The sequence below is a fragment of the Shewanella sp. 10N.286.48.B5 genome, assembly GCF_002874355.2.
GTDB lineage: Bacteria > Pseudomonadota > Gammaproteobacteria > Enterobacterales > Shewanellaceae > Shewanella.
In genome coordinates, this window is record NZ_MCVG02000004.1 from 237380 (window position 1) to 257299 (window position 19920).

20 protein-coding genes are annotated in these 19920 nt (G+C 41.3%); 5 read left to right on the forward strand and 15 right to left on the reverse strand.

What is annotated here, in order from left to right:
• Positions 1-21 precede the first annotated feature (21 nt).
• Positions 22-372 carry a DUF4870 domain-containing protein gene (locus BCU57_RS19980; RefSeq protein WP_102439402.1) on the reverse strand — a complete coding sequence of 117 codons (351 nt, stop codon included), beginning with the start codon at positions 370-372 and terminating at the stop codon, positions 22-24.
• A gap of 607 nt (positions 373-979) precedes the next feature.
• On the opposite strand from BCU57_RS19980, the gene BCU57_RS19985 reads away from it, so the two are divergent.
• Positions 980-2260: a sensor histidine kinase gene (locus BCU57_RS19985; protein ID WP_347230803.1), complete on the forward strand. Its 1281-nt coding sequence runs from the start codon at positions 980-982 to the stop codon at positions 2258-2260.
• A gap of 11 nt (positions 2261-2271) precedes the next feature.
• Positions 2272-2808, forward strand: coding sequence for a response regulator transcription factor (locus BCU57_RS19990; RefSeq protein WP_102439401.1), 537 nt, complete (start codon positions 2272-2274; stop codon positions 2806-2808).
• A 75-nt stretch (positions 2809-2883) separates the two neighbouring features.
• Here the strand turns inward: BCU57_RS19990 and BCU57_RS19995 are convergent, their stop codons facing one another.
• Positions 2884-3225 (reverse strand): DUF4870 domain-containing protein, encoded by a 342-nt coding sequence (locus BCU57_RS19995; protein WP_102439400.1) that lies wholly within the window; start codon positions 3223-3225, stop codon positions 2884-2886.
• Positions 3226-3803: 578 nt separating this feature from the next.
• Between BCU57_RS19995 and BCU57_RS20000 the strand changes: the two genes are divergently transcribed.
• Positions 3804-5255 (forward strand): methyl-accepting chemotaxis protein, encoded by a 1452-nt coding sequence (locus tag BCU57_RS20000; RefSeq protein ID WP_102439399.1) that lies wholly within the window; start codon positions 3804-3806, stop codon positions 5253-5255.
• 109 nt (positions 5256-5364) lie between these two features.
• Here BCU57_RS20000 and BCU57_RS20005 read toward each other — a convergent pair whose 3' ends face one another.
• From BCU57_RS20005 to BCU57_RS20035, 7 genes are all read right to left on the reverse strand, one after another.
• Entirely contained in the window at positions 5365-7107 is a 1743-nt protein-coding gene (locus BCU57_RS20005) for a sugar phosphorylase (RefSeq protein WP_102439445.1), read from the reverse strand.
• Positions 7108-7169: 62 nt separating this feature from the next.
• Entirely contained in the window at positions 7170-8390 is a 1221-nt protein-coding gene (locus tag BCU57_RS20010) for a glycosyl transferase (protein ID WP_076538328.1), read from the reverse strand.
• A gap of 1 nt (position 8391) precedes the next feature.
• Complete coding sequence (locus tag BCU57_RS20015; protein WP_102439398.1) at positions 8392-9243, reverse strand: HAD-IIB family hydrolase; 852 nt, start codon at positions 9241-9243, stop codon at positions 8392-8394.
• A gap of 296 nt (positions 9244-9539) precedes the next feature.
• Entirely contained in the window at positions 9540-11375 is a 1836-nt protein-coding gene (locus BCU57_RS20020) for a GGDEF domain-containing protein (RefSeq protein ID WP_102439397.1), read from the reverse strand.
• 383 nt (positions 11376-11758) lie between these two features.
• Positions 11759-12625, reverse strand: coding sequence for a hypothetical protein (locus BCU57_RS20025; protein WP_347232000.1), 867 nt, complete (start codon positions 12623-12625; stop codon positions 11759-11761).
• A gap of 32 nt (positions 12626-12657) precedes the next feature.
• On the reverse strand, positions 12658-13812 hold the full coding sequence (locus tag BCU57_RS20030) for a BamA/TamA family outer membrane protein (RefSeq protein WP_102439396.1): 1155 nt from the start codon (positions 13810-13812) through the stop codon (positions 12658-12660).
• Between the two features lie 176 nt (positions 13813-13988).
• The gene (locus tag BCU57_RS20035; protein WP_102439395.1) at positions 13989-14495 is read right to left on the reverse strand and encodes a VF530 family DNA-binding protein; all 507 of its coding nucleotides are present in this window, start codon (positions 14493-14495) and stop codon (positions 13989-13991) included.
• A 354-nt stretch (positions 14496-14849) separates the two neighbouring features.
• Here BCU57_RS20035 and BCU57_RS20040 point away from each other — a divergent pair, with 354 nt between their 5' ends.
• A complete protein-coding gene (locus BCU57_RS20040; protein WP_198589948.1) occupies positions 14850-15164 on the forward strand; it encodes a glutaredoxin family protein in 315 nt (104 codons plus the stop codon).
• Between the two features lie 483 nt (positions 15165-15647).
• On the opposite strand, the gene BCU57_RS20045 is transcribed toward BCU57_RS20040, so the two are convergent.
• From BCU57_RS20045 to BCU57_RS20070, 6 genes are all read right to left on the reverse strand, one after another.
• Complete coding sequence (locus tag BCU57_RS20045; protein WP_102439393.1) at positions 15648-15998, reverse strand: glutaredoxin domain-containing protein; 351 nt, start codon at positions 15996-15998, stop codon at positions 15648-15650.
• Between the two features lie 29 nt (positions 15999-16027).
• The gene (locus tag BCU57_RS20050) at positions 16028-16744 is read right to left on the reverse strand and encodes an Imm43 family immunity protein (protein ID WP_102439392.1); all 717 of its coding nucleotides are present in this window, start codon (positions 16742-16744) and stop codon (positions 16028-16030) included.
• Positions 16744-17070 carry an AHH domain-containing protein gene (locus BCU57_RS20055; RefSeq protein WP_102439391.1) on the reverse strand — a complete coding sequence of 109 codons (327 nt, stop codon included), beginning with the start codon at positions 17068-17070 and terminating at the stop codon, positions 16744-16746. Before BCU57_RS20055 ends, BCU57_RS20050 begins: the two co-directional genes overlap by 1 nt.
• On the reverse strand, positions 17031-17294 hold the full coding sequence (locus BCU57_RS20060) for a hypothetical protein (RefSeq protein WP_241903542.1): 264 nt from the start codon (positions 17292-17294) through the stop codon (positions 17031-17033). Before BCU57_RS20060 ends, BCU57_RS20055 begins: the two co-directional genes overlap by 40 nt.
• Positions 17295-17407: 113 nt before the next feature.
• The gene (locus BCU57_RS20065; protein ID WP_241903541.1) at positions 17408-17920 is read right to left on the reverse strand and encodes a Tn7 transposase TnsA N-terminal domain-containing protein; all 513 of its coding nucleotides are present in this window, start codon (positions 17918-17920) and stop codon (positions 17408-17410) included.
• Between the two features lie 247 nt (positions 17921-18167).
• Entirely contained in the window at positions 18168-18935 is a 768-nt protein-coding gene (locus BCU57_RS20070) for a class I SAM-dependent methyltransferase (RefSeq protein ID WP_198589950.1), read from the reverse strand.
• Positions 18936-19069: 134 nt separating this feature from the next.
• Here BCU57_RS20070 and BCU57_RS20075 point away from each other — a divergent pair, with 134 nt between their 5' ends.
• Positions 19070-19912 carry a 23S rRNA (adenine(2030)-N(6))-methyltransferase RlmJ gene (locus BCU57_RS20075; protein WP_102439389.1) on the forward strand — a complete coding sequence of 281 codons (843 nt, stop codon included), beginning with the start codon at positions 19070-19072 and terminating at the stop codon, positions 19910-19912.
• Positions 19913-19920 lie beyond the last annotated feature (8 nt).

The following is a 19920-nucleotide window of genomic DNA, read 5'->3' on the forward strand; positions in this document are numbered from 1 at the left end:
GCTCAATAACTGACAGCAGATTTACTTAATTAATCGCAAAGTATATGGCACGCGAAAGTTATCACCTTTTGATGTGGCAATCGCGCCCATAATGCAAAAGACCAAATGACAAACGCCCAATACCAAGGTAAATAACACCCCAATTAAAATGAAAGTAAGAATGAACGAAATGAAATAACCAATGGTGGCAGTAATTGACCAGTTCAGCGCCTCTTTAGACTGCTCTCTAAGGTATGCATCATCTTCTTTGACTAGATACAACACCAACGAGGGGATAAACCCAAAAAAGATGGTACCAATCCAGCACAACAGCGCCATATTTTTACTATCTTGTGAAATTTCATTTATCACTACGTCGGTATTTTCGCTCATTATTCATTCCTTTATAGACACCCAATGAACCCACTAAAACTGGGTGCAAGACTTTAGCGGTATTTAGTATTTAGTTCGTAGCAAATAGAAAAAGTAATAAACACTATCCAGCAGATCTGAAAGGATATGATTGATATCCATATCAGGGCTTAAAATAGTTGTCCTTTACTATCTATATTGATACTTAATGCCCAATAACAGCTTGATTAAAGCATCACAGTGGCACTCAAGGTTTAAAATATAACCACGATTGATATTAGCAAGTCAAATTAACCTTTTAAAACAGAACGATATAAACCATATTATCGCTTTATGAGTTAATAATTTCAGCCTAGGTCATCGATACTGGGTAATTGATACTGGGCATTTAATACTACTGGGCATTGGATAACAGCATCATAGTTTGGCTTTTTACTATAAAAAGCTGGCGAAAAAGATAAATATATTTCATTGATGCAAAAGGGAATACCGCCTAAAACGCTTGCTTTGCTCCTCCGCACAAAATAAACAAGATGTGATGTTAAAGTCTGCATAATTCAATTAATGTATCATCACTTATACCAAGTTATTTACCCCACTAAAAATAAAAAAGGTAAACAATAACAACGTGACCAATAATCAAATCAATAATAATAAAATCCACAATAATAACGTCGCAAAATCAGCGGCTTTAATGGGCACGCCAACAGCACAACTATCCGCATTACGGCTCATTTATTGGCTATTAAAAATAGGCTTGATCTTATTTGCGACTCAGTTATTTGGCTTAACCGCCCCACCAATGGAACTCAACTTTATTCTTGCTGTTGAAGCTGTCTATGTCGCTATTGGCTTTCGCGTTCGTTACGCCATTAACCAAAACCAATTATTGTTTGCCACCTTATTGCTAGATACCCTATTTTGGATTATATGGCTGTATTGTACTGGTGGCTCAGCTAATGCCTTTATTTCATTGCTTTTATTGCCTATCGCCATCGCTGCTGTCATGTTGCCACAATGGGCCCCTTGGTGTTTGGCGCTTATTTCTACCGCCGCCTACAGTGCGATGATTTTTACTCAACCCGATCACAGCATGCACCATGGTATGGACATGAGTTCCCACTACTTAGGCATGTGGTTTAACTTTGTTATTTCAGCATTAGTACTCACCACCACGGTGGCGTTTATTGCTAAAAAAATTCGCCAAAAAAACGCCCAATTACATTACTTGCGCGAAGCGCAAATGCGCCAAGAAAAGCTATTGGCGCTGGGCACAGTATCAGCACAAATGGCTCACCAATTGGCTACGCCACTGGCCACTTTAAGGCTATTATTAGAAGAGCTTGGCGAAGATAATCAAGCGGGTCACTTACAGCTTGAAATGAATAAGGCGCTGAATCGCTGCGAGAAAAGCCTAACAGATTTAAGGCAGGCCACCGAGTCTATTCGATCGGAAAAAATGCACTCGCAAACCGTGAATAATTTAACCAGTAGCCTGCAAGAGCAAGTTAATTTACTCATGCCTGAAATTCAGCTGTCTTTAACCCTGGCTGACAACGCTGACCGAGTAGAAATTCTCACCGATATGAGTCTATTACCGGCATTATTGGCATTAATTGAAAATGCCGCCAGAGCCAGTCAGGAAAATATTCAAACCCAAAAAGTAGCGATAAAAATCACCTTAGATAAACAAGTTGGGCTAAGCATTGGCATTTACGATTTTGGTGAAGGTATGTCTGAAAGTTTGCTGGAAAAACTTGGCCATAAAATGATTGAAAGTCCCAAAGGCTTAGGGATTGCAGTGTTATTAAGCCATGCCAGTTTTGAGCGCTTAGGCGGCAAACTAACCCTACAACCCAACCCAGAGCAAGGCATGATTGCCACTGTAACCTTACCCATAGAAAAATAGGCTTATTAGGTATGAATAACTTACTCATTATTGAAGATGATAGCGCCTTAGCCGCCGTGCTCGCCAGCCGCTTAAGCCGTCATGGATTTAACTGCGTGCAATGTAACAGTGCGGAGCAAAGCTTATTAAAAGCCCGCCAGCATGCACCGAGTCATATTTTATTAGACATGAAATTGGCCGATAAGAATGGTTTAGCGTTAATCACCCCGCTGCGCCAATACCTGCCTAACGCATTAATCGTATTACTAACAGGCTACGCCAGTATTGCCACTGCAGTTGAAGCCATCAGATTAGGTGCCGACAATTACTTAGCCAAACCCGTTGATACCCAAACCTTATTAAACGCCCTCAATGTTAGCCCCAATGAGCAAAATGAGCCGTTATTGTCTGAGCAGCCGATTTCGCCCAAGCTACTAGAGTGGGAGCATATTCAACAGGTTCTGACCGCCAATAATGGCAACATTTCTGCCACGGCAAGGCTATTGGGGATGCACAGAAGAACGCTGCAACGTAAATTACTGAAAAAGCCCATTACTGACACGCGATAAAGGCCCTAGTGGCTGCTATATACATTTTTCAGCCCCTAAAACTGTCACCATGGGATTTGACTTCAGTTTACTTAATTAATCGCAGGCTAAGGGCACGCGGAAACTGTCGCCTTTGGAGGTGGCTAAAGCGCCTATGGTACAAAAGACCAAATGACTGATAGCCAATACTAAAGTAAGCATGACTCCCATTAAGCTAAAGAAAAGCATAAACCCAATGCTATAACCAACGACACCAGTGAGAAACCAATTCAACGCCTCTTTTGATTGTGCTTGGATATAGTCATCATCTTGTTTCACAAACAACAATACCAGCGCCGGAATGAAGCCGAAAAACAAGGTGCCAACCCAACATAGTCGCGCCATATTTTTCGCATCTTGGGTAATTTCATTGATGACTAATTTCGTGTCTTGGCTCATGGATAATTCCTTTATACACATTCAATGAGCACTGTGAAGCTGGCTACATGATTGGTGTATGAGTTTAATGGTATTTAAAAAATTAAAAAAAGTGCATGAAAACAGCAATGAAGGTCTGACAGGATGTCATCGATATCCATACCTGGCTTAGAATAGTTATCCTTCACTATTTGTACTTTCACCTGTACCTGTATTTATAATTATTTTTGCGGCCTAATGACAGCTTGCGACAAAGTAGCTAATAAACTCTGTTTAAAATATAAGCAGCGCCACTGACAATAAGTCAAACTAGCAAATTTAACCCAACATAATAAAATAAACGCCCTAAATATAAGCGCTTAATTTATCTTTAAAGCTAATTGTCTCGCCAATTTTGCCCTCTGTTTTGCCTCGGATATAAACAAGATTATTATTAAACTTTTACCGCCAATTGCCGATATGTTTGTATGCGGCGGTCTTTTAACAATAAGGCAAATAACGCCAATCATTTAACACTGGGATTAGCGTCAATTTATTTTAAAGCTATTCCTTTTATATCAGTTACATACCAAGACTAAGGCTTACGCCGAGGATTTCAAATGAAACAAATTAGTTTTCGCAAAGTCGATGCCGTACTAATTAAGCTGAGCCTAAATGGTAAATTTTGGGTTATTTGTACCCTAGTCACCTTTTTTACCGCAGCTATAGCACTGACAAATTACCTTAATAGCAATAGCCAAATAAGCCAGTCATCACAGCAATTTGCCCAAACAACCATTGATGCTTACGCGAACAGTGCCAAGGCTCAAAACTTATCAGACGATGCACTTGCTGACTTTGCCCGACAAATAAATGCGTCTGTGGGTTATATGAGCGCCGCCAAACGTAGCGGCGATAACATTACCGTCAGTGCTGCGGTTGGCAATCAAGCACTTGTAACCACTATTAATGTCACCCAAATTGAAATGGCAGCAAAATCAGCTACTAAAAACATAATGATGATAGCCTTATTGAGCTTATTGCCCTTATATCTGGTTTGCTATTGGATCTCGACCTCCCTTGGTGGCGGCCTGTGGGATATGTATATTGCCATTAAGCGCCTTGCAGACGGTGATTTAAGCCAGCGACTGAATTTTTTTGGTAGCGATGATTTCAGTGTTATTGCCCGTGAAATTGATCGCAGCGCCGATAATATGAGTGAAATGGTGTCAGCCATTGCAGTTAATGCTGAAACACTAGCTGGTGCTGCGGTTGAGTTTAATCAACAGGCGCAACAAAGTGAGCAGTTAACCCAGTACCAACATGATTTTTTAGATACGGTATCAGTTGCTATGGCGCAAATGACCGCAGCCATTGAGGAAGTATCCCACAATGCCTCGAATACCTCTGAGCAGACTCAGCTCAACTCAGCCCAAGCTAATAACAGCCAGGTGCAAATTACTGAAGCCGTTACCCGTATTAGCACCTTAACAGGCAGAATTTCAGAAGCCTCAAGCTCAGTGGCTGAGTTATCTACCGCCGCCGCTAATATCGGCGCTGTGGTCACCACCATTAACAGCATTTCAGAACAAACCAACCTGTTAGCCCTAAATGCTGCTATTGAAGCGGCTCGCGCCGGTGAGCAAGGTCGAGGCTTTGCCGTGGTTGCTGATGAAGTGCGCACCTTAGCCAGTCGCACCCAGCAAGCCACTGTTGAAATTCAAACCATGATTGAGGGACTGCAGCAAGACACTAATACTCTTTCGCACATCACCACCGATATTGTGGCGCAGGCAGATAAAGGCCGTAATGCCATTGAGTCTGTCGGTAACGATGTGGATCAAATGGTTGGCTCTATTAGCCATGTGTTTGATATGAGTAGCCAAATAGCAACCTCATCAGAGGAGCAAAGTGCGGCAGCGCGAGATATTGCTGGCCAGCTAAGGGATATTCGAGGCCAAGCAGAAACCATCAAGGATAGTGCCCAGCGCTCGGTTAGTCTCGCCACCAATTTAAATGACTCTTCGAATAGCTTGGAAGGTATTTTAAAGCTTTATACTTTAGCTAAGTAACAGCACTTTAGCTAAAAAATAACGATATAAAAAGTGACCCTAAAGCAAGGTTAGCCCTTTGCTTTAGGTTGCTGATTTTAAGCAATTTATCTTTTAAGCGGTTTTTACACTAAGCCACGTTACTGATCCACACCGTTTGATAGGGCTCAAGTAACATTACTGCATTAATATCTGCAATCACCTCACCATCAATGAGATCAAACCAGGTTTCAGTGCCAATTAAATTCAGTTCAGCCAACGGCAGCTCCATCACTTGATCGGTAATATTACTGATACAAAAAATACTTTGTCGTCTATCACGGCTTTGACGCCAGAAACCAAATAACTGTAAACCTAAATGCAACGTAAACTGGGTCGCATTAGGGTTAAATGCTCGCTGCCGTGTACGAATACTAATTAGCTTAGTTAATGATGCCAGCACTTTACTGTGCTGATTATTATCATCGGCTAGTAATCTACTTAGCTCTCCATAGTCCCAGCGATGACGGTTAATAGCCCGGTTATGGGAGGTATTGGCTAGCTTTTCATAATCATTGCCAGTGCCTAACAAGCTATGAATATAAATACCTGGTATGCCCTCAAGCCCCAGCATAATCGCGTGGGCGCAGCTAAACCGAGCTAAACCAAACTCATCTTTACCTTTCACTGTGCCTTGTAAGGCGTCAATTAAAGCAATGTTCATTTCATAGGGCTTTTGCTCCCCCTCTTCAGAGGTGCGGCTAGATATTTTGCCGCCAAATGACACCATGGTTTCCACTAGGGTGTTAATTTCATCCTCATCTAATAAGCCTTCAGCAGGTCTTAGCCCTACACCATCGTGGGAGGCAATAAAGTTAAAGTAAGTGGTGCCGTCCTGCGCGGGCGGCATACTCATCTGCCAACGTTTAAGGTATAAACAACTGCCAGTGATCAAGGTATTAATCAATAACGGCGGCAATGAAAAGTTATAAATACAATGGGCTTCGTTAGCATTACCAAAATAGGTTAGGTTTTGGGTATTGGGTATGTTGGTTTCGGTGATCACCACCGCATTATGTTGCGCATGCTCAATAAGGGTGCGTAGTAATCTAATCACTTCATGAGTTTGCACTAGATTAATCGATTTAGTGCCGACGATTTTCCATAAAAACGCCACTGCATCTAAACGGAAAATATTCACGCCTGCATCAAGGTATTGTCTGATGATCTTCACAAACTCCAGCAGCACTTGCGGGTTTCTAAAGTCAAAATCCACTTGGTCATGACTAAAGGTGCACCACACATGCTGCAGACCTTTAGCGGTATCTGTGGGCCTTAGTAAATCAGATGTCCGTGGCCGCACTACCGCAGATAAATCATCCTCAGGCTTAGCGGTAAAAAAGTAATCATGACCTAGGCCCTCACCTTTAATGAAGTTTTGAAACCACGCGCTACGGCTAGAGCAGTGATTAATCACTAAATCAGACATTAATCTGCGTTTGTTGGCAATTAACTCAATATCCGACCAATCACCTAAGGCATCATTGACACTTGAGTAATCAATTACAGCAAAGCCATCATCCGAACTATAAGGAAAGAATGGCAAGATATGCACCCCATTGATGCACTCAAGATAGTTATCCATAAATTCTGCAAGAATGGATAACGGCTTTTGCCCCTCTTGAATAATGCTATCACCATAGGTGATCATGATGACATCGTGCTGCGACCAATGATTGGCATAGGGATGTGGCTCATCACAATCGACACTAATATTCATGGTGTTAATCAATTGCTCAGCAAGATCATCCACTGACACATCTAGTGTGATATCTTGATAAATACAACCTAACTGCTGAATTAGCTTTTGCTTAAGTGCACTAATGTCTGCCATTTTGACCTCTTCAAACCTGCGAGCTTGCCCTGCTCGCGGGTATCCTAAAATCTCACTCATAATTACATAAACTCTGCATTATCAGCCTCTACCGCTTCTTTGAGCTGCTCAAGCACATCAGGCATAGCGCTGATCACCCGGCTCCATGTTGGCATAAAAGGGGTTTCCATTGGGTTATCAAGAAAACGCTGCCCAGCGGTCACAATATTTTGGGCAAACATTTCTACGGCTTTTTCTTCAGTATGGATATCGGTGGTGAGCCCATTCATAAGCGCATCATTATGGTAAGTTTCCACATAATCGAGGGCGATACGATAATAGGTCGCTTTTAGGGTTCTAAAGGCTTCGGTACTAAAGGTTTCCCCTTGGGTAGCCAATTTACGATAAAACGCCTTGGTGATATCAATCGACATTTTTGATAAGCCCGCTTCCGCATTATCTAGGGATAAATCCTGATGTTTGTGATCGTAATTATCCGCAATGTCCACCTGACAAATACGGTTATGAGCATAGTTACGATGCATCTCACTCAGCACCCCAATCTCTAAGCCCCAATCACTGGGAATACGTAAATCGTTTAACACATCACGTCTAAATGAAAACTCTCCGGCTAATGGATAACGAAAGCTGTCCATATATTCTAAATAATCATTATGACCCACCACTCTTTGTAAGGCTTTAATCAATGGCGTGACCAATAGTCGAGACACGCGGCCATTAATTTTGCCGTTGGACATGCGGGCATAAAAACCTTTACTGAACTCGTAATTAAACTGTGGATTGGCCACCGGATATAACAATCTTGCCAGCAGGGATTTTTCATAGGTGACAATATCGCAATCATGCAGTGCCACTGATTCCGTTTTGCCGGACGCCAAAATATAACCCATGCAGTACCAAACGTTACGGCCTTTACCGAGCTCTTTCGGCGCAAGGCCCAACTCACTTAATTTAGCATCAAGGGCTTGCAGTCTGGGGCCGTCATTCCAAAGTACTCTATGGTGTTGTGGCAGCTGATTAAAAAAACCCAGCGCCTGTTTATATTGCTCTTTATCGGCCCTATCAAGCCCAATCACAATTTCATTTAAGTAAGGCACGTCTTTTAATTTACTAATAATTGCAGGTAAGGCTTCACCCTCTAGCTCTGAATACAGCGAAGGTAAAATCAGCCCTAACGGCCGCGTTTTAGCAAATTTAAGTAAGTCCTGCTCCATCTCTTCATGGGTACGCTGGGTCAGATTATGTAGGGTAGTCACTATGCCATTTTGGTAAAAATCAGCCATGTTATGCCTCCTCAAGCTTCAATGATGTTGAAGACTTTGGGTTTAAAAACAAAGCTTCTAGGCATTCTGCCCAGCCTTTAGGGCCGTATTGGCTACTTTGAATCGGTGTTGATGTGGTATCGATTTTTGGAAAAGTATGAGTGGGAGATTTAATTTGAATGGCAATATCAGCCGCCTCTAGCATGGCGCTGTCGTTACCACTGTCACCGAGGGCAATGGTTTGCACGTTGGTTTGATAAGCATTGGCATATTGCTGGGCTAACCAGTCCATGGCGCGGCCTTTATCTGTATGGCCGCCAACATGTAAGAAACGCCCACCTTGGAGCATATTCGCGCCTAGGCTATTCATATGGGCCATAAAGGCTTGCTTTCGAGTGTCATCACCGGTCCACAATAACGGCTCAGAGTAATGCCTTACCAAGGCCAGAGTGGCTTTTTCTGGGGTTAAATCCGTTAGCTCACAAAGCTCTTCGGCTGTCAGAGATGAAAAACCAAGGTAATCTTCTGTAAATGCTTTGGCCTCGGTTTCCAGTAAGGTTAACCAATGGCTTCTTGGCTCACAAAATTCTTTTACCCAATAATACCCTTGGGTAAAGGTGTCTTGAGGTTGAGTGTCAAAGTAACCAATGGGAATGTAGATCACTGCGCCATTTTCTGAAATAAACGGTGAGTTAAAACCAATGGTTTGCTGAAACTTTTCCATTTCGGCAAACGTTTTACTGGTATTAGGGATAATAGGAATTTGCTTTTCATTTAATCCTTCAATTACCGCTATTGCGCTGGAGAAACTGTAATCAAAGTGATCAAGTAAAGTACCGTCCATGTCTGTAAATATTAGCGGTCTTGTGGTCATATTTATTCCCTTCCATTACCTAAACAATTATTCAACTGCCTAAAAATGTTTCAGGTTACATGCCAGCTTTTGGCGCTTTGCACTAAAATGGTTAGAAACTAAACATTAGACACTGAATTTATTGATTAAATAATTTATCCGAAGGGAAAGAACACATTAAAAAAAACACAGAAATGGATCATAAATGCAGGATTTTGAAACAAACCTTGCACCATTACGGTGCAAAGAGAGCGTTAAAGGTTAGCTAATTACACTTGCTAATAGGACTGCATTAGCCAAGCTGTTTTTGGTAAGGGTTATGCGCACTCAGCAGCAAGGTGCACTTTATTTTTACCTGCATATTTAGCTCGGTACAGTGCTTCATCTGCTATTTTTGCTAAATCAAATAATGACTTAGTGCTATCAATATTATTTACCACTCCCATGCTCACCGTTAAATCAAGACTAATATCGTCAAAGTGAAACGCTCGAGATGCTATGCCGTGACGCAAACGCTCTGATATCGCAAAGGCTTGATCCATATTAGTATTGGGTAACACTATCAAAAACTCTTCACCGCCGATCCTACCTATCAAGTCACTGTTTTTTAATAAGGCTTTTACTCTTTTTGACAGCGATTTTAGCGCAAGATCGCCCACATGATGCCCATAAGTGTCATTAATGGTTTTGAAGTTATCAATATCAAACAGGATCACTGCCAAAGGTTGCTGTTTTTTTGCCGCTTTTTCAACGAGGCTCTGACCTTGGGTAAAGGTTTGGCCACGATTATAAAGCCCGGTAAGAAAGTCAATTTCTGCACGAAATTTTAACGATCGCCGCGAGAGCAATAGGAAAATAATCAAGGTTAATAACACCACAGCAGAAACAAAAAGTAGCATCAGATTAAGCTGATAAATACGCTCTTTATCTTCAACTGCTACCAAGTTTAATTCATTAATAGCAAGCCTATTCGCCAGTAATTGATTTTCAAAATTGACCAATTGGTCATTATGACCAAGCGCAGAAATGATAACGTGGTTGCTAATGACGCTTTGGTGCGCCTCCCTTTCTAAATCAATGACATCAAGCAGCGTATTAACGGCCTCAATGGGCTTAGCCTCATCCATCGCAATTATGGCATCGGCCTGTAAAATCATGCTTTGCTGGTTTTGACTAAAGTGTTTATCTTGTTTGAATGCGCGCGCCATTTCAGCCGCTTTTACTGCATCACCAATTCTTAAATAAGCTAACGCCAGATATAAGTAATTGCTGGTTTTAAAATAACTTTCTTTGGAAGTGTGGTGTAATGCAACCGCTTTTTCTAAATGCTCAATAGCAAGGGGAAAATCATTCATTCTTAGCGCCACGCGGCCGCTATTTAGATGCGCGAAAAATAATAAATCTTTGTAATCTTTAGCTTCATTGGCCAAAGTGAACTGCACCGTCAGGCTTTTCTGAGCTTTATCCCAATCCCCTAGCTTTAATGCCTCGCTAAGCATATTGTGTTGCATATTGAACATGTCTTCTTTGTCATTAATACGCTGCCAAGTCAGGTAGGCTTTTTCAAAGTTTTCATACCCTTGTTGATGTAATCCCACACGCCGATAAAGATTACCTGTCGCATTATAAATCAAAGCTTTACGGTTTAAGTTTAGCGCACTACTTTTATCAACGACTGTCAGCGCTTCGCTTAATAAATCAATGCCCTGTTGAACCGTAGTAGGCTCTGTATAACAAAAAGCATTTTGAGTTAATGTCTTAGCGAGTAATTCTGAGTTGTTATGCTGACGAGCATAATGGAGCGCGAGTGTTCTATCTTCACAGTAAACCGCAGGATCGTTAGTTTGGAGATATTTAGCAAAGGAGCGCTCTAAGTAGCTATCAATTAAGATATCAGTCACCGCCAAAGAGCTAACCAGCGCGATACCTTTATCATAACTGGCTATAGCTAATTCCAACTGGCGAGTTTTTTCGTACTGCTGGCCATAAACAAAATAATACTTTGCTTGAGATTCAGCATCAAAGTTGCTGCCTGTAAGATCAAATTGGTCTAATAACGCAATCGATTCTGCAGCAGAAAGCCCTTTAATTGATTGTTCTAATTTGAGGAAAGCATCATTGGCAACAGCACTCAAGCTTGCTAAAAAAAGCATACTGCACAGCCATGGGATAAATCTTCTCATCTACAAACAATCCATTTTTCGTTAGCTAAATAGCACTTTTGTAGTATATCGACTTAGGCGTAATATGGAATGGCTTCGCAACAAAACTCACAACTACCTACAAATTGACACAAATAGACTGACAGAACTGATACACAAGTAACTTAAACCTGATAAGCCCTAAAAAAATGCACTAGGCATAACAGCAAGAGTTAACGATGAATAGAGTCTGGGTTTACTTAGCATTGGCTAATGCTTGAGATGAATTATCTGAGTTTGCGAGAATCGTTTTGTGAGGCCGATAACAGCCATCACAAATTATTTTTTGCCATAAAAATAGTCAAAAATAACGATTTTAATGCTGTAAATTGGCGTTATTTAACAGAGCTTGGTTCGCACGATGAAGAGTAGCTGTCGAGTTCAATTAACCCTTTGAGGATAATGCCGTGATAGCGGGCTTTAATCAGTTGATAATCCATATCTGCAGCAAAATAGTAGGTGACATCTTCATCGCCAGTTTGCTCCACGGGGATCAAGGTTACCTCCCCCCAAGGTGCAAGTGTAACCGTTTGCTTTTGCTGCACATAAAACTGGTAGGGCTCGATGCCATCAGAGGCTTGCCTTACTAAGGCGAATTGCTGCCGACCTTGTAATAAATGCTCCCGAATTTGAATCGCCAAGGTATCCACATCGCGCAAAGGGAGTTCTTTTGACACATAGGTATCCACATCGCCATCAATATCGACCCGCGACTGTCGCCCTGCGTCATCAAAAGTGACTTGCATATCCCGTGAGCGAAATCCTGACACTTGTTGATGAAACTCATCCGTTAACCATTCATTAGTTGCATCAGACCAAGACAGTTCTGCCCGCTGCTGATATTGGGTGCCAATGCCTAAAATACTGGCTTCACTGTTTGACGTTACTACCGCTGATTTGCCTTGCCAATGCTCAGTTCTGGTCATTTCGCCAGTGTGTATCCCATTAAGATAAATGCTGTAATGAGCATTACGGCTGCATTGCGGGTCTGTTTCATTAGCAAGAGATTCACTAGCAAGGGCATCTTTGACGATGGCTTCATTGGCCAATGCATCACTAGCAGCTGCCGCATACAGTATGGCGAGCATCACCAATGACATAGCCACTGACTTAGATGACAGCGCCAATGACATGGCCAATGAGTTAGCCAAAGTTCGCCATCTTGTGGTGCTTATATGCAATTCAGAAATTGTGTTATTCATGCTCGCCTGTTATTGATACGTCAAACAGTAAATTAAAAAACTTCATTCACATTAAGATAGAAGTTAGTTTCATTTTCACCCACACCGACATCAAAACGCAGATTAATATTGTCTTTTATATTGAAGCGAAAACCGGTGCCATAGGATGTCATTAACTCATCAGATAATTGGCTCACTTTAGGCGCAACGCTGCCCACCGCGCCCCAAAAAACCATGCCATAACGCTGAAAAATCGGTAATCGATACTCAACTTGGCCCATCATCATTTGCTCGTCACGGTAACGCCCTTTGATATAACCGCGCATGGCGTTAGAGCCACCTAGATCTGGCAGTAAATTCCAAGGTACATCGCCATCAGTAAAGTGCCCTTGCAGTTGCCAAGCGATTAATCCTGGCGCAGACATAGAGCTTAAATCAATGTAATTGGCTAACTCGACATTGTAAGTTGAAAATGACGATGATTGATCGTTTTGATACAGGCCGGCATCCACTTGAAACAACCAACCTTTAGTGGCATTTAAACGGTAATCCCGCGAGTCGTAAATACTGGTGACGACCACGCCTGAACTAAAATTATTCGGCAATGTTTCAGTCGCATCTACGGCCATTTCAGGCTCAACTAAGGCTAAGTTTTCAGCGCTGGCATAGATAAAATCTGCGCCAACACCAATAAAGAAATTACTGGCAACTTCGGTCATCCACCGTGGTTTAAAACTATAAAGCTGCTCTTCAAACTCATGGTGATTTGCATCGATATTACCTTGCTCGATACCTTGGCCATAATAAACCGCCGCTTCGTTATGCAATTCTAATTGCAGCAATAAGCGCTGCTTTCCTTGATTGAAAAACGTCATGTTTTCCACTTCAACGCCGTAAGAATTATTCATCGATACAAATGAGTTCAGTACTAACGATGACGGCTGCTCCTCTGCCGCTGCGCCATCAGTTTTATATAACCCCACCATTAACAAACCTAAGCCAAACTTTTTCTCGGGGGTGTAATAAGCGGTGGGTAAATAGCTCATATCGATGGCTTTAGTGTCATCAAACTCACCATCGGCGCCAAAGACTGACAAAATATCATCAACCCATGTCGGCTGCATATCTTCTGGCGTTTCAAATAAAGGTTCTACTGCGACGCTTGCGTTAGAAAACGCCATAAATACTAGGAATAAAATCCGTTTCATAACAACTCTAATTAATGATGGGAATGGGGAGTTAATAAACACCTTGTATGCAGCCAATTGACTTGCCGAGTGCATTTTAACAGAGTTTGAGCAATAAAAAATGCCGCTATCGTTGCAATAATAGCGGCATTTATTATCAATGATGGGTTTTATCTCAAACCCATTAACTCAGAGAGTTACTTACCCCAAGGGTTAGTTGGGTCTTGTGATGGCGCAGGTCTTTTGGCGCCCGACTTATCTGAGCTACGATTTTGCGCATAAGCATCTTGTTGTCTTGGCTTATCGCTACCATAACGAGGACGCTGATTTTTAGCCTTCATCGCTTCGTAATTCTCAGTCGCTTTAGCGCGCTGTTCATCTAACAACTCAACCGTTAACTCTTGTGGCTTACGTGGCACGATACCATCAGCAAACCCGCGAGCTCTTGGCTTTAGTTCAAACTGTTCAGCAGTACCTTTTGGCATTTGCTTAAAACGATAAAGATAGAAAGACTCAACTCGCTCTCTAGCCCATTCGGTTTTTTTAAGAAACTTGATACTCGCTTCCATACTTGGATTAAGGTTAAAGCACTCCAACCTCAGTGCCGCATAAAGTACTTTCCAATCATAAAAATCAACCAGCTCAGTCATCATGATGTCTAAACTCAGGCCGTGAAGTGGGTTATTCTGTTGCTTTTCAATCATGTGAGACTCTAATAAAGGATAGTATTTAAAGGGAATGAAGCGGGTTTTGAACTGCTGTGCACATTATAGCGTTTTTAACTGCCTATATTGAGATATTTTTAATATTCAAGTGCGACAAAACCCCGCGTACAGCAAAAGCATGCCATATATCATCTATTCAGTTAATGAGTAACACACTGTATAAAAGCAAATTTTAAAGTCTGTAAAATTAATGCTAATATCATCAGCTTATTTTTTAACCTCTATTTTAAATATTACTCTCGAAGAGTTATCGGCTTTTACAACTTAAAATCGATGACCATGCTATGTAAAGTATGAGAGTGAGATGCATTTTTAGTTATCAAGGAAGATAATGTGAAGAAAATTTTTATTTTATGCGTTCTATTCGCCATATATCAAAATTGGCCATTATTTCCTAAGAAGTACGACCAAACTAACGAGGTGGTGTTATATGCCACTGACTGGTGTGGATATTGTGAAAAAGCGCGAGTATTCTTTGATAAAAATAATATTGCCTATACTGAATTTGATATTGAAAAGTCAGCTGAAGGTCGGCGTCGTTATGAAAATCTAGGTGGGGATAGCATTCCATTACTGGATATTAATGGCTCCATTATCAGAGGTTATAATGAAAGAAAAATGGCTCAGCAACTATATGAGAAGCGATAATTTCAATCGTAAACCCCATACTTAATCTAAGTATGGGATTTGATAAAATAGCTGTGTTGGTATCGACTACTAACTAAAATGTCGCTGCAAGTATAAGCTGACATAAGCCGCTTCTGGCTTTCAATAACTTAGCTAAAAAATATAACCATATACTGACATAAAATATAACCATAAGCTGACAAATCTTGGAACCCCTTAGTCACGATGGTCATGAGTTGTCATTTTATTACAACTAAAAGCCTATCACTTGCAAACTCATATCTGGACAATTCTGAGTTTAGTATTCTTAGCATTGGAGATATTTTATTTAGGTTCTGGTAGGGCAAAAGGCAAGACCTGACCCCGTTTTCCAAAAGGCTTAATAACCCGATAAAACAATTCGTTTGCCACTGTTGCATTTTAGTGCCTATTCCTTGAGCCATCACGCTTTATCCCTTCACTATCTTTTATGGTGTTGCCATGTTTTCCATGCAACCAAACTGTTTATTGGTTTAAAAAGCTATCTTGTACGCTCGCCAATGTCGGGCGTATTGTTAGTGATGCATTGACATCCACGACAGGTAAGTTGTAGCGCTGTGTTTCAATATTTTGCTTCTCCATTCGCGCGCGCAAACTGTCGGCAATATTCATATCATCAACATTTAAGTAATGGGGCTCAATGCCCTGTTGTTTCAAGCCTTGCAGTAGCCTTTGGGTGTGGCCACATGAGTCTCGCCCGTAAACAGCAATATAAGGCTCATTATACAAAGGAGGCAAGCTAGGCTTTGGGCCAAAGTCTTGCCAGGCTTTATAGAGGCAGAAGCCAATTAATAAGAGCAACAGTCCTTGTTTCATTATTTTTCCTATTAAGGTATTTTTTAGCGCTAACTTTTCTTGCTAACATCAGCAAACCAAGGTTTGATAGGCTTTTTCACCTTAGGTAATAAATCGCTCAGCTCATCCATAGACTCAGCTAGTACAGTATTAAACGCCTCTTGCAAGGGAACAAACCTGCCCGCTTTCATCCCTTGCTGTTCAAGCTTTTCTTTTGCTTCAGCGTTCAGCACTATGTATGAGGATAAAAAACGACAATTGGTGAATTCGAAAACATCATACTTTGTTGCAACTGCGGTAAGCGCGATATGACCTGTGGGCAATATATCTCCCTCTCTATCCAACTGAAACTCAGAGTTTTGTTCATCATAAAAAATAAACTGCGGGTCTTGTTGCACACCTTTTAACCACTCGCCACGCTCAAATGCGATATAGAAATAATCGTGCTCGGTTTGCTTGCCTTGCATATACACCGTTAAACGCTTCTTAAAGTACGGCGCTAACCTGAGACTATCGAGTATTGCCATTATCTCAGCAGACACTACGTGCCCATCAAACTGACAATAATCAAACAACAAGGGCTCTGGTTTATCAAAATTCCAAAAGATTTCATCACCGCTGATATCTTTAACGTCAAAAGGAAAGTTAAATTGACTAGCCTTGACTGGAAGCTCAATATCAGGCTCTTGGGATAAAATGCCATAAGGATAGGCTGAATAATAAGGGCTATTATTATCTTCCATTAATACAAAATACTGCTCGGTCATTAGCCTAACCCTCCACAACGATTTTTTGCAAACTCGCCATTAAACAATTCATTTTTTAGTTTCATTTGCGCTTTACGCACGGCATCCCGTGCTTGCCTTTTATCATATTTACCAGCATCAAATTTATCCTTAATTTTTTTCAGCTTGCTATTCACGACCTTAGAGTAGTTAGGATGTGATCCACTGTGAGCCGTTTGTGGCCCACCGGGCGTAATCCCTCCTGCGCTATTAGGCAACAAGATGCCATTTTCAGGCTTATTCATTCTATTGCCAAGGCCAATATTATCTAAAAATGGTTTATTACGCTTCCATTCAGCTTGAGGGATAACATGATGACCTTGCTTGCCATCACCGACTTTGCCGCCGAGTTTTCCTGCTCAATAAAACTAATTAGTTTATATTTATCGAGCGCTTTTTCTTTAAGGAATTCAGGGAAAGTATCAAGATCGCGCTTAACTAATTCTGAATCATCTAGCTTGACGTATTGAGCTGGGGTTTCAGGCTTTTTGACAGATGTAGACTCTGTAAACTCATCTTCAAAGTCCATCATGTATTACACCAAACAGATGGGTTGCAAGAAAGGTCGTCTTGATTCAAATCTGCTTTTATCAAGCTTTTATTCATTAACGAATAAAGTAAAGAACGGGTTTCACCGATTGAAAGTTAATATTCAGCCGCAACATCATCCAGTTGAATTATTCCTGACTTTCGAATCAACTGGAGCAACTCACGTTGAATATCGGTCACACCATAGATACCAGAGTATCGGTGTAATAATTTGAGATTATTTAAGATTGGATTTACACGGATTTGCTTATCTGTAACGAGAATAAGCTCAGTGCCAAATACCCGAGCAGCCTCTTTTTTAGCTACAAACTTTGCTCTAAAAACAGGGTCGAATGTCTTACTGTAAGGTTTATATTCATGAAACTTTGTCGTCCCATCAATATAGTGAAGTATCGCGTCTGGTGTATAAGGTAATCTTTTACCCTCAAAATAATAATAAAAACCTTCAGGCTGACTACCAAAAGTCTCTACTGACTCGTTATATTCATGATGGAAGCATGCATCGAACTCTAGCGAGCTTTCACACATTATTGTTTCGTTAAATTTTGCACTCGCAAACTTAAAGACATTTTTATTGGGCGAAGGCTTGCGTAAATTTCTAATGTACATGTAAAAAACATAAGAGATATATCAGTACAATAAGCGTACAGCGGTTCAATATTTTGTCAAACTTGTCAGACTATGGTTTAAAATAAACGCAAACAACTGATTAAAAACAATTTTTAACATGTGTGAAAATTACAAAACATCTTTTTATGTCAAACTATGCTTTAAATTTGTCAAACTATGGTTATATTATGTCAATGTATGGTTTCAGCAACAAAAAAATCAAACTATAGCTAAAAAATGTGAAGCCCTACTTCATTGCCGCTTTCACATACACATCAAAACGGTTTTTCTTAGTCGCAATAACCATACTCGGTTTTACTCCATCAAGATCTTCAGCGTAATCAGGGCGTTTTACTGCCACTCGCTTAGTGGCTAATGCCATTGCTGGCGCCAATAGGCCATCGGCATCAAGGTCTGCGCCCACTAATGTTTGGAATACGCGCATTTCTTTTTTTACCAAGGCTGACTTTTCGCGGTGGGGATACATGGGGTCTAAATAAACCACATCAATTTCTGTCGCGGTCGTTTTAGCAGCATCAGCTAAGGCACTAAGGCTCGATCCATGAAATAAACTCATGCGCTCACGCATCCACTCACCAATTTCAGCGTCTTCATAAGCACGGCGCAGTCCATCTTCAAGTAACGCTGCTACTACAGGATGGCGCTCAACCATAATCACTTTGCAACCTAGGCTAGCCAACACAAAAGCATCGCGGCCTAAACCTGCGGTGCCATCAACCACGGTTGGGGTTACCCCTTGTTTAAGGCCTACCGCTTTGGCGATTGATTGGCCGCGGCCGCCACCAAATTTACGACGGTGAGCAACAGCACCTGAAACAAAATCGACACTTATACCATCTAATTTAGGTTCATCACGTTTGTGCAGGCTTAAGGTGTTGTGCTCAAAACGCAATTCAAACTGCGCCTCTTTGCTCCACTCAAAACCCCAACGCTCACTGATATCAACCAGTGACGGATATTGCTGATTAAAAAAAATCGGTATTTGCAAAAGTATTTCCAGATATTTAGTAGACTCAAGGCTATTATGCCAAAAGCCCGCCAGAGTGAATACCTATACCTGCTTAGACTTAGCCCCTATAATGTAGCTATCTTGCAGCTTAGACTGCTTATTAATTTTCGGACACTCTCATGTTAAGTTACCGCCACGGTTTTCATGCTGGCAATTATGCCGATGTACTTAAGCACACTATGTTGCTGCAAGTACTTAAATTGATGCACAAAAAAGATAAGCCTATGGCCTATATCGATAGCCATGCGGGTGCAGGCGGTTACTCACTAACTGATGAGTTTTCAAAGAAAACTGGCGAATATTTAGATGGCGTAGCTAAGCTTTGGGGTAAAGATGATTTACCTGAGCCTTTGCAGCTGTATATTGACGATGTAAAACACTTCAACCAAGGTGAGGAAGAACTGTCTTTTTACCCGGGTTCACCTGCTTTTGTTGATATGAACATGCGTGAAAAAGATCGCATGGTTTTACATGAGTTACACGGTACTGATTTTGCTTCACTTGATGAACAGTTTGCTGATGACAGACATGTTCGTGTCGTTAAAGGTGACGGCTTAAAAGGTTTGATAGCTGCAGTGCCTCCTCTTGAGCGCCGCGCGGTTGCCTTGATTGACCCAAGTTATGAAATGAAAACCGATTATCAAGATGTTGCCCATGCCATTATCAAAGCACACAAACGCTTTGCTACTGGTGTTTATATGCTGTGGTATCCGGTGGTTGATAGAGCTCAAACTGAGTCCATGTTAAAAATACTGGCTGATAGTGGTATAAAAAATCAGCTGCGGATTGAACAATCAATTACCCCTGACAACAATGTATTTGGTATGACTGCAGCAGGCTTATGGGTGATAAACCCACCATGGAAGCTAGATACTACCGCGAAAGAGACATTAGATTACCTAGAGCGCTGTCTTGGCCAAAGCGGTGGTAAAACCGTGGTTAAGTTAGAAGTGCCTGAATAATTTAAACT

Excerpts from the sequence above, each read along its gene's own strand:
- BCU57_RS19980 (WP_102439402.1), bottom strand. The coding sequence starts at position 372 with ATGAGCGAAAATACCGACGTAGTGATAAATGAAATTTCACAAGATAGT.
- BCU57_RS19990 (WP_102439401.1), top strand. The coding sequence starts at position 2,272 with ATGAATAACTTACTCATTATTGAAGATGATAGCGCCTTAGCCGCCGTG.
- BCU57_RS19995 (WP_102439400.1), bottom strand. The coding sequence starts at position 3,225 with ATGAGCCAAGACACGAAATTAGTCATCAATGAAATTACCCAAGATGCG.
- BCU57_RS20000 (WP_102439399.1), top strand. The coding sequence starts at position 3,804 with ATGAAACAAATTAGTTTTCGCAAAGTCGATGCCGTACTAATTAAGCTG.
- BCU57_RS20005 (WP_102439445.1), bottom strand. The coding sequence starts at position 7,107 with ATGGCAGACATTAGTGCACTTAAGCAAAAGCTAATTCAGCAGTTAGGT.
- BCU57_RS20010 (WP_076538328.1), bottom strand. The coding sequence starts at position 8,390 with ATGGCTGATTTTTACCAAAATGGCATAGTGACTACCCTACATAATCTG.
- BCU57_RS20015 (WP_102439398.1), bottom strand. The coding sequence starts at position 9,243 with ATGACCACAAGACCGCTAATATTTACAGACATGGACGGTACTTTACTT.
- BCU57_RS20020 (WP_102439397.1), bottom strand. The coding sequence starts at position 11,375 with ATGCTTTTTTTAGCAAGCTTGAGTGCTGTTGCCAATGATGCTTTCCTC.
- BCU57_RS20025 (WP_347232000.1), bottom strand. The coding sequence starts at position 12,625 with ATGAATAACACAATTTCTGAATTGCATATAAGCACCACAAGATGGCGA.
- BCU57_RS20030 (WP_102439396.1), bottom strand. The coding sequence starts at position 13,812 with ATGAAACGGATTTTATTCCTAGTATTTATGGCGTTTTCTAACGCAAGC.
- BCU57_RS20035 (WP_102439395.1), bottom strand. The coding sequence starts at position 14,495 with ATGATTGAAAAGCAACAGAATAACCCACTTCACGGCCTGAGTTTAGAC.
- BCU57_RS20045 (WP_102439393.1), bottom strand. The coding sequence starts at position 15,998 with ATGAAACAAGGACTGTTGCTCTTATTAATTGGCTTCTGCCTCTATAAA.
- BCU57_RS20050 (WP_102439392.1), bottom strand. The coding sequence starts at position 16,744 with ATGACCGAGCAGTATTTTGTATTAATGGAAGATAATAATAGCCCTTAT.
- BCU57_RS20060 (WP_241903542.1), bottom strand. The coding sequence starts at position 17,294 with ATGATGGACTTTGAAGATGAGTTTACAGAGTCTACATCTGTCAAAAAG.
- BCU57_RS20065 (WP_241903541.1), bottom strand. The coding sequence starts at position 17,920 with ATGTACATTAGAAATTTACGCAAGCCTTCGCCCAATAAAAATGTCTTT.
- BCU57_RS20075 (WP_102439389.1), top strand. The coding sequence starts at position 19,070 with ATGTTAAGTTACCGCCACGGTTTTCATGCTGGCAATTATGCCGATGTA.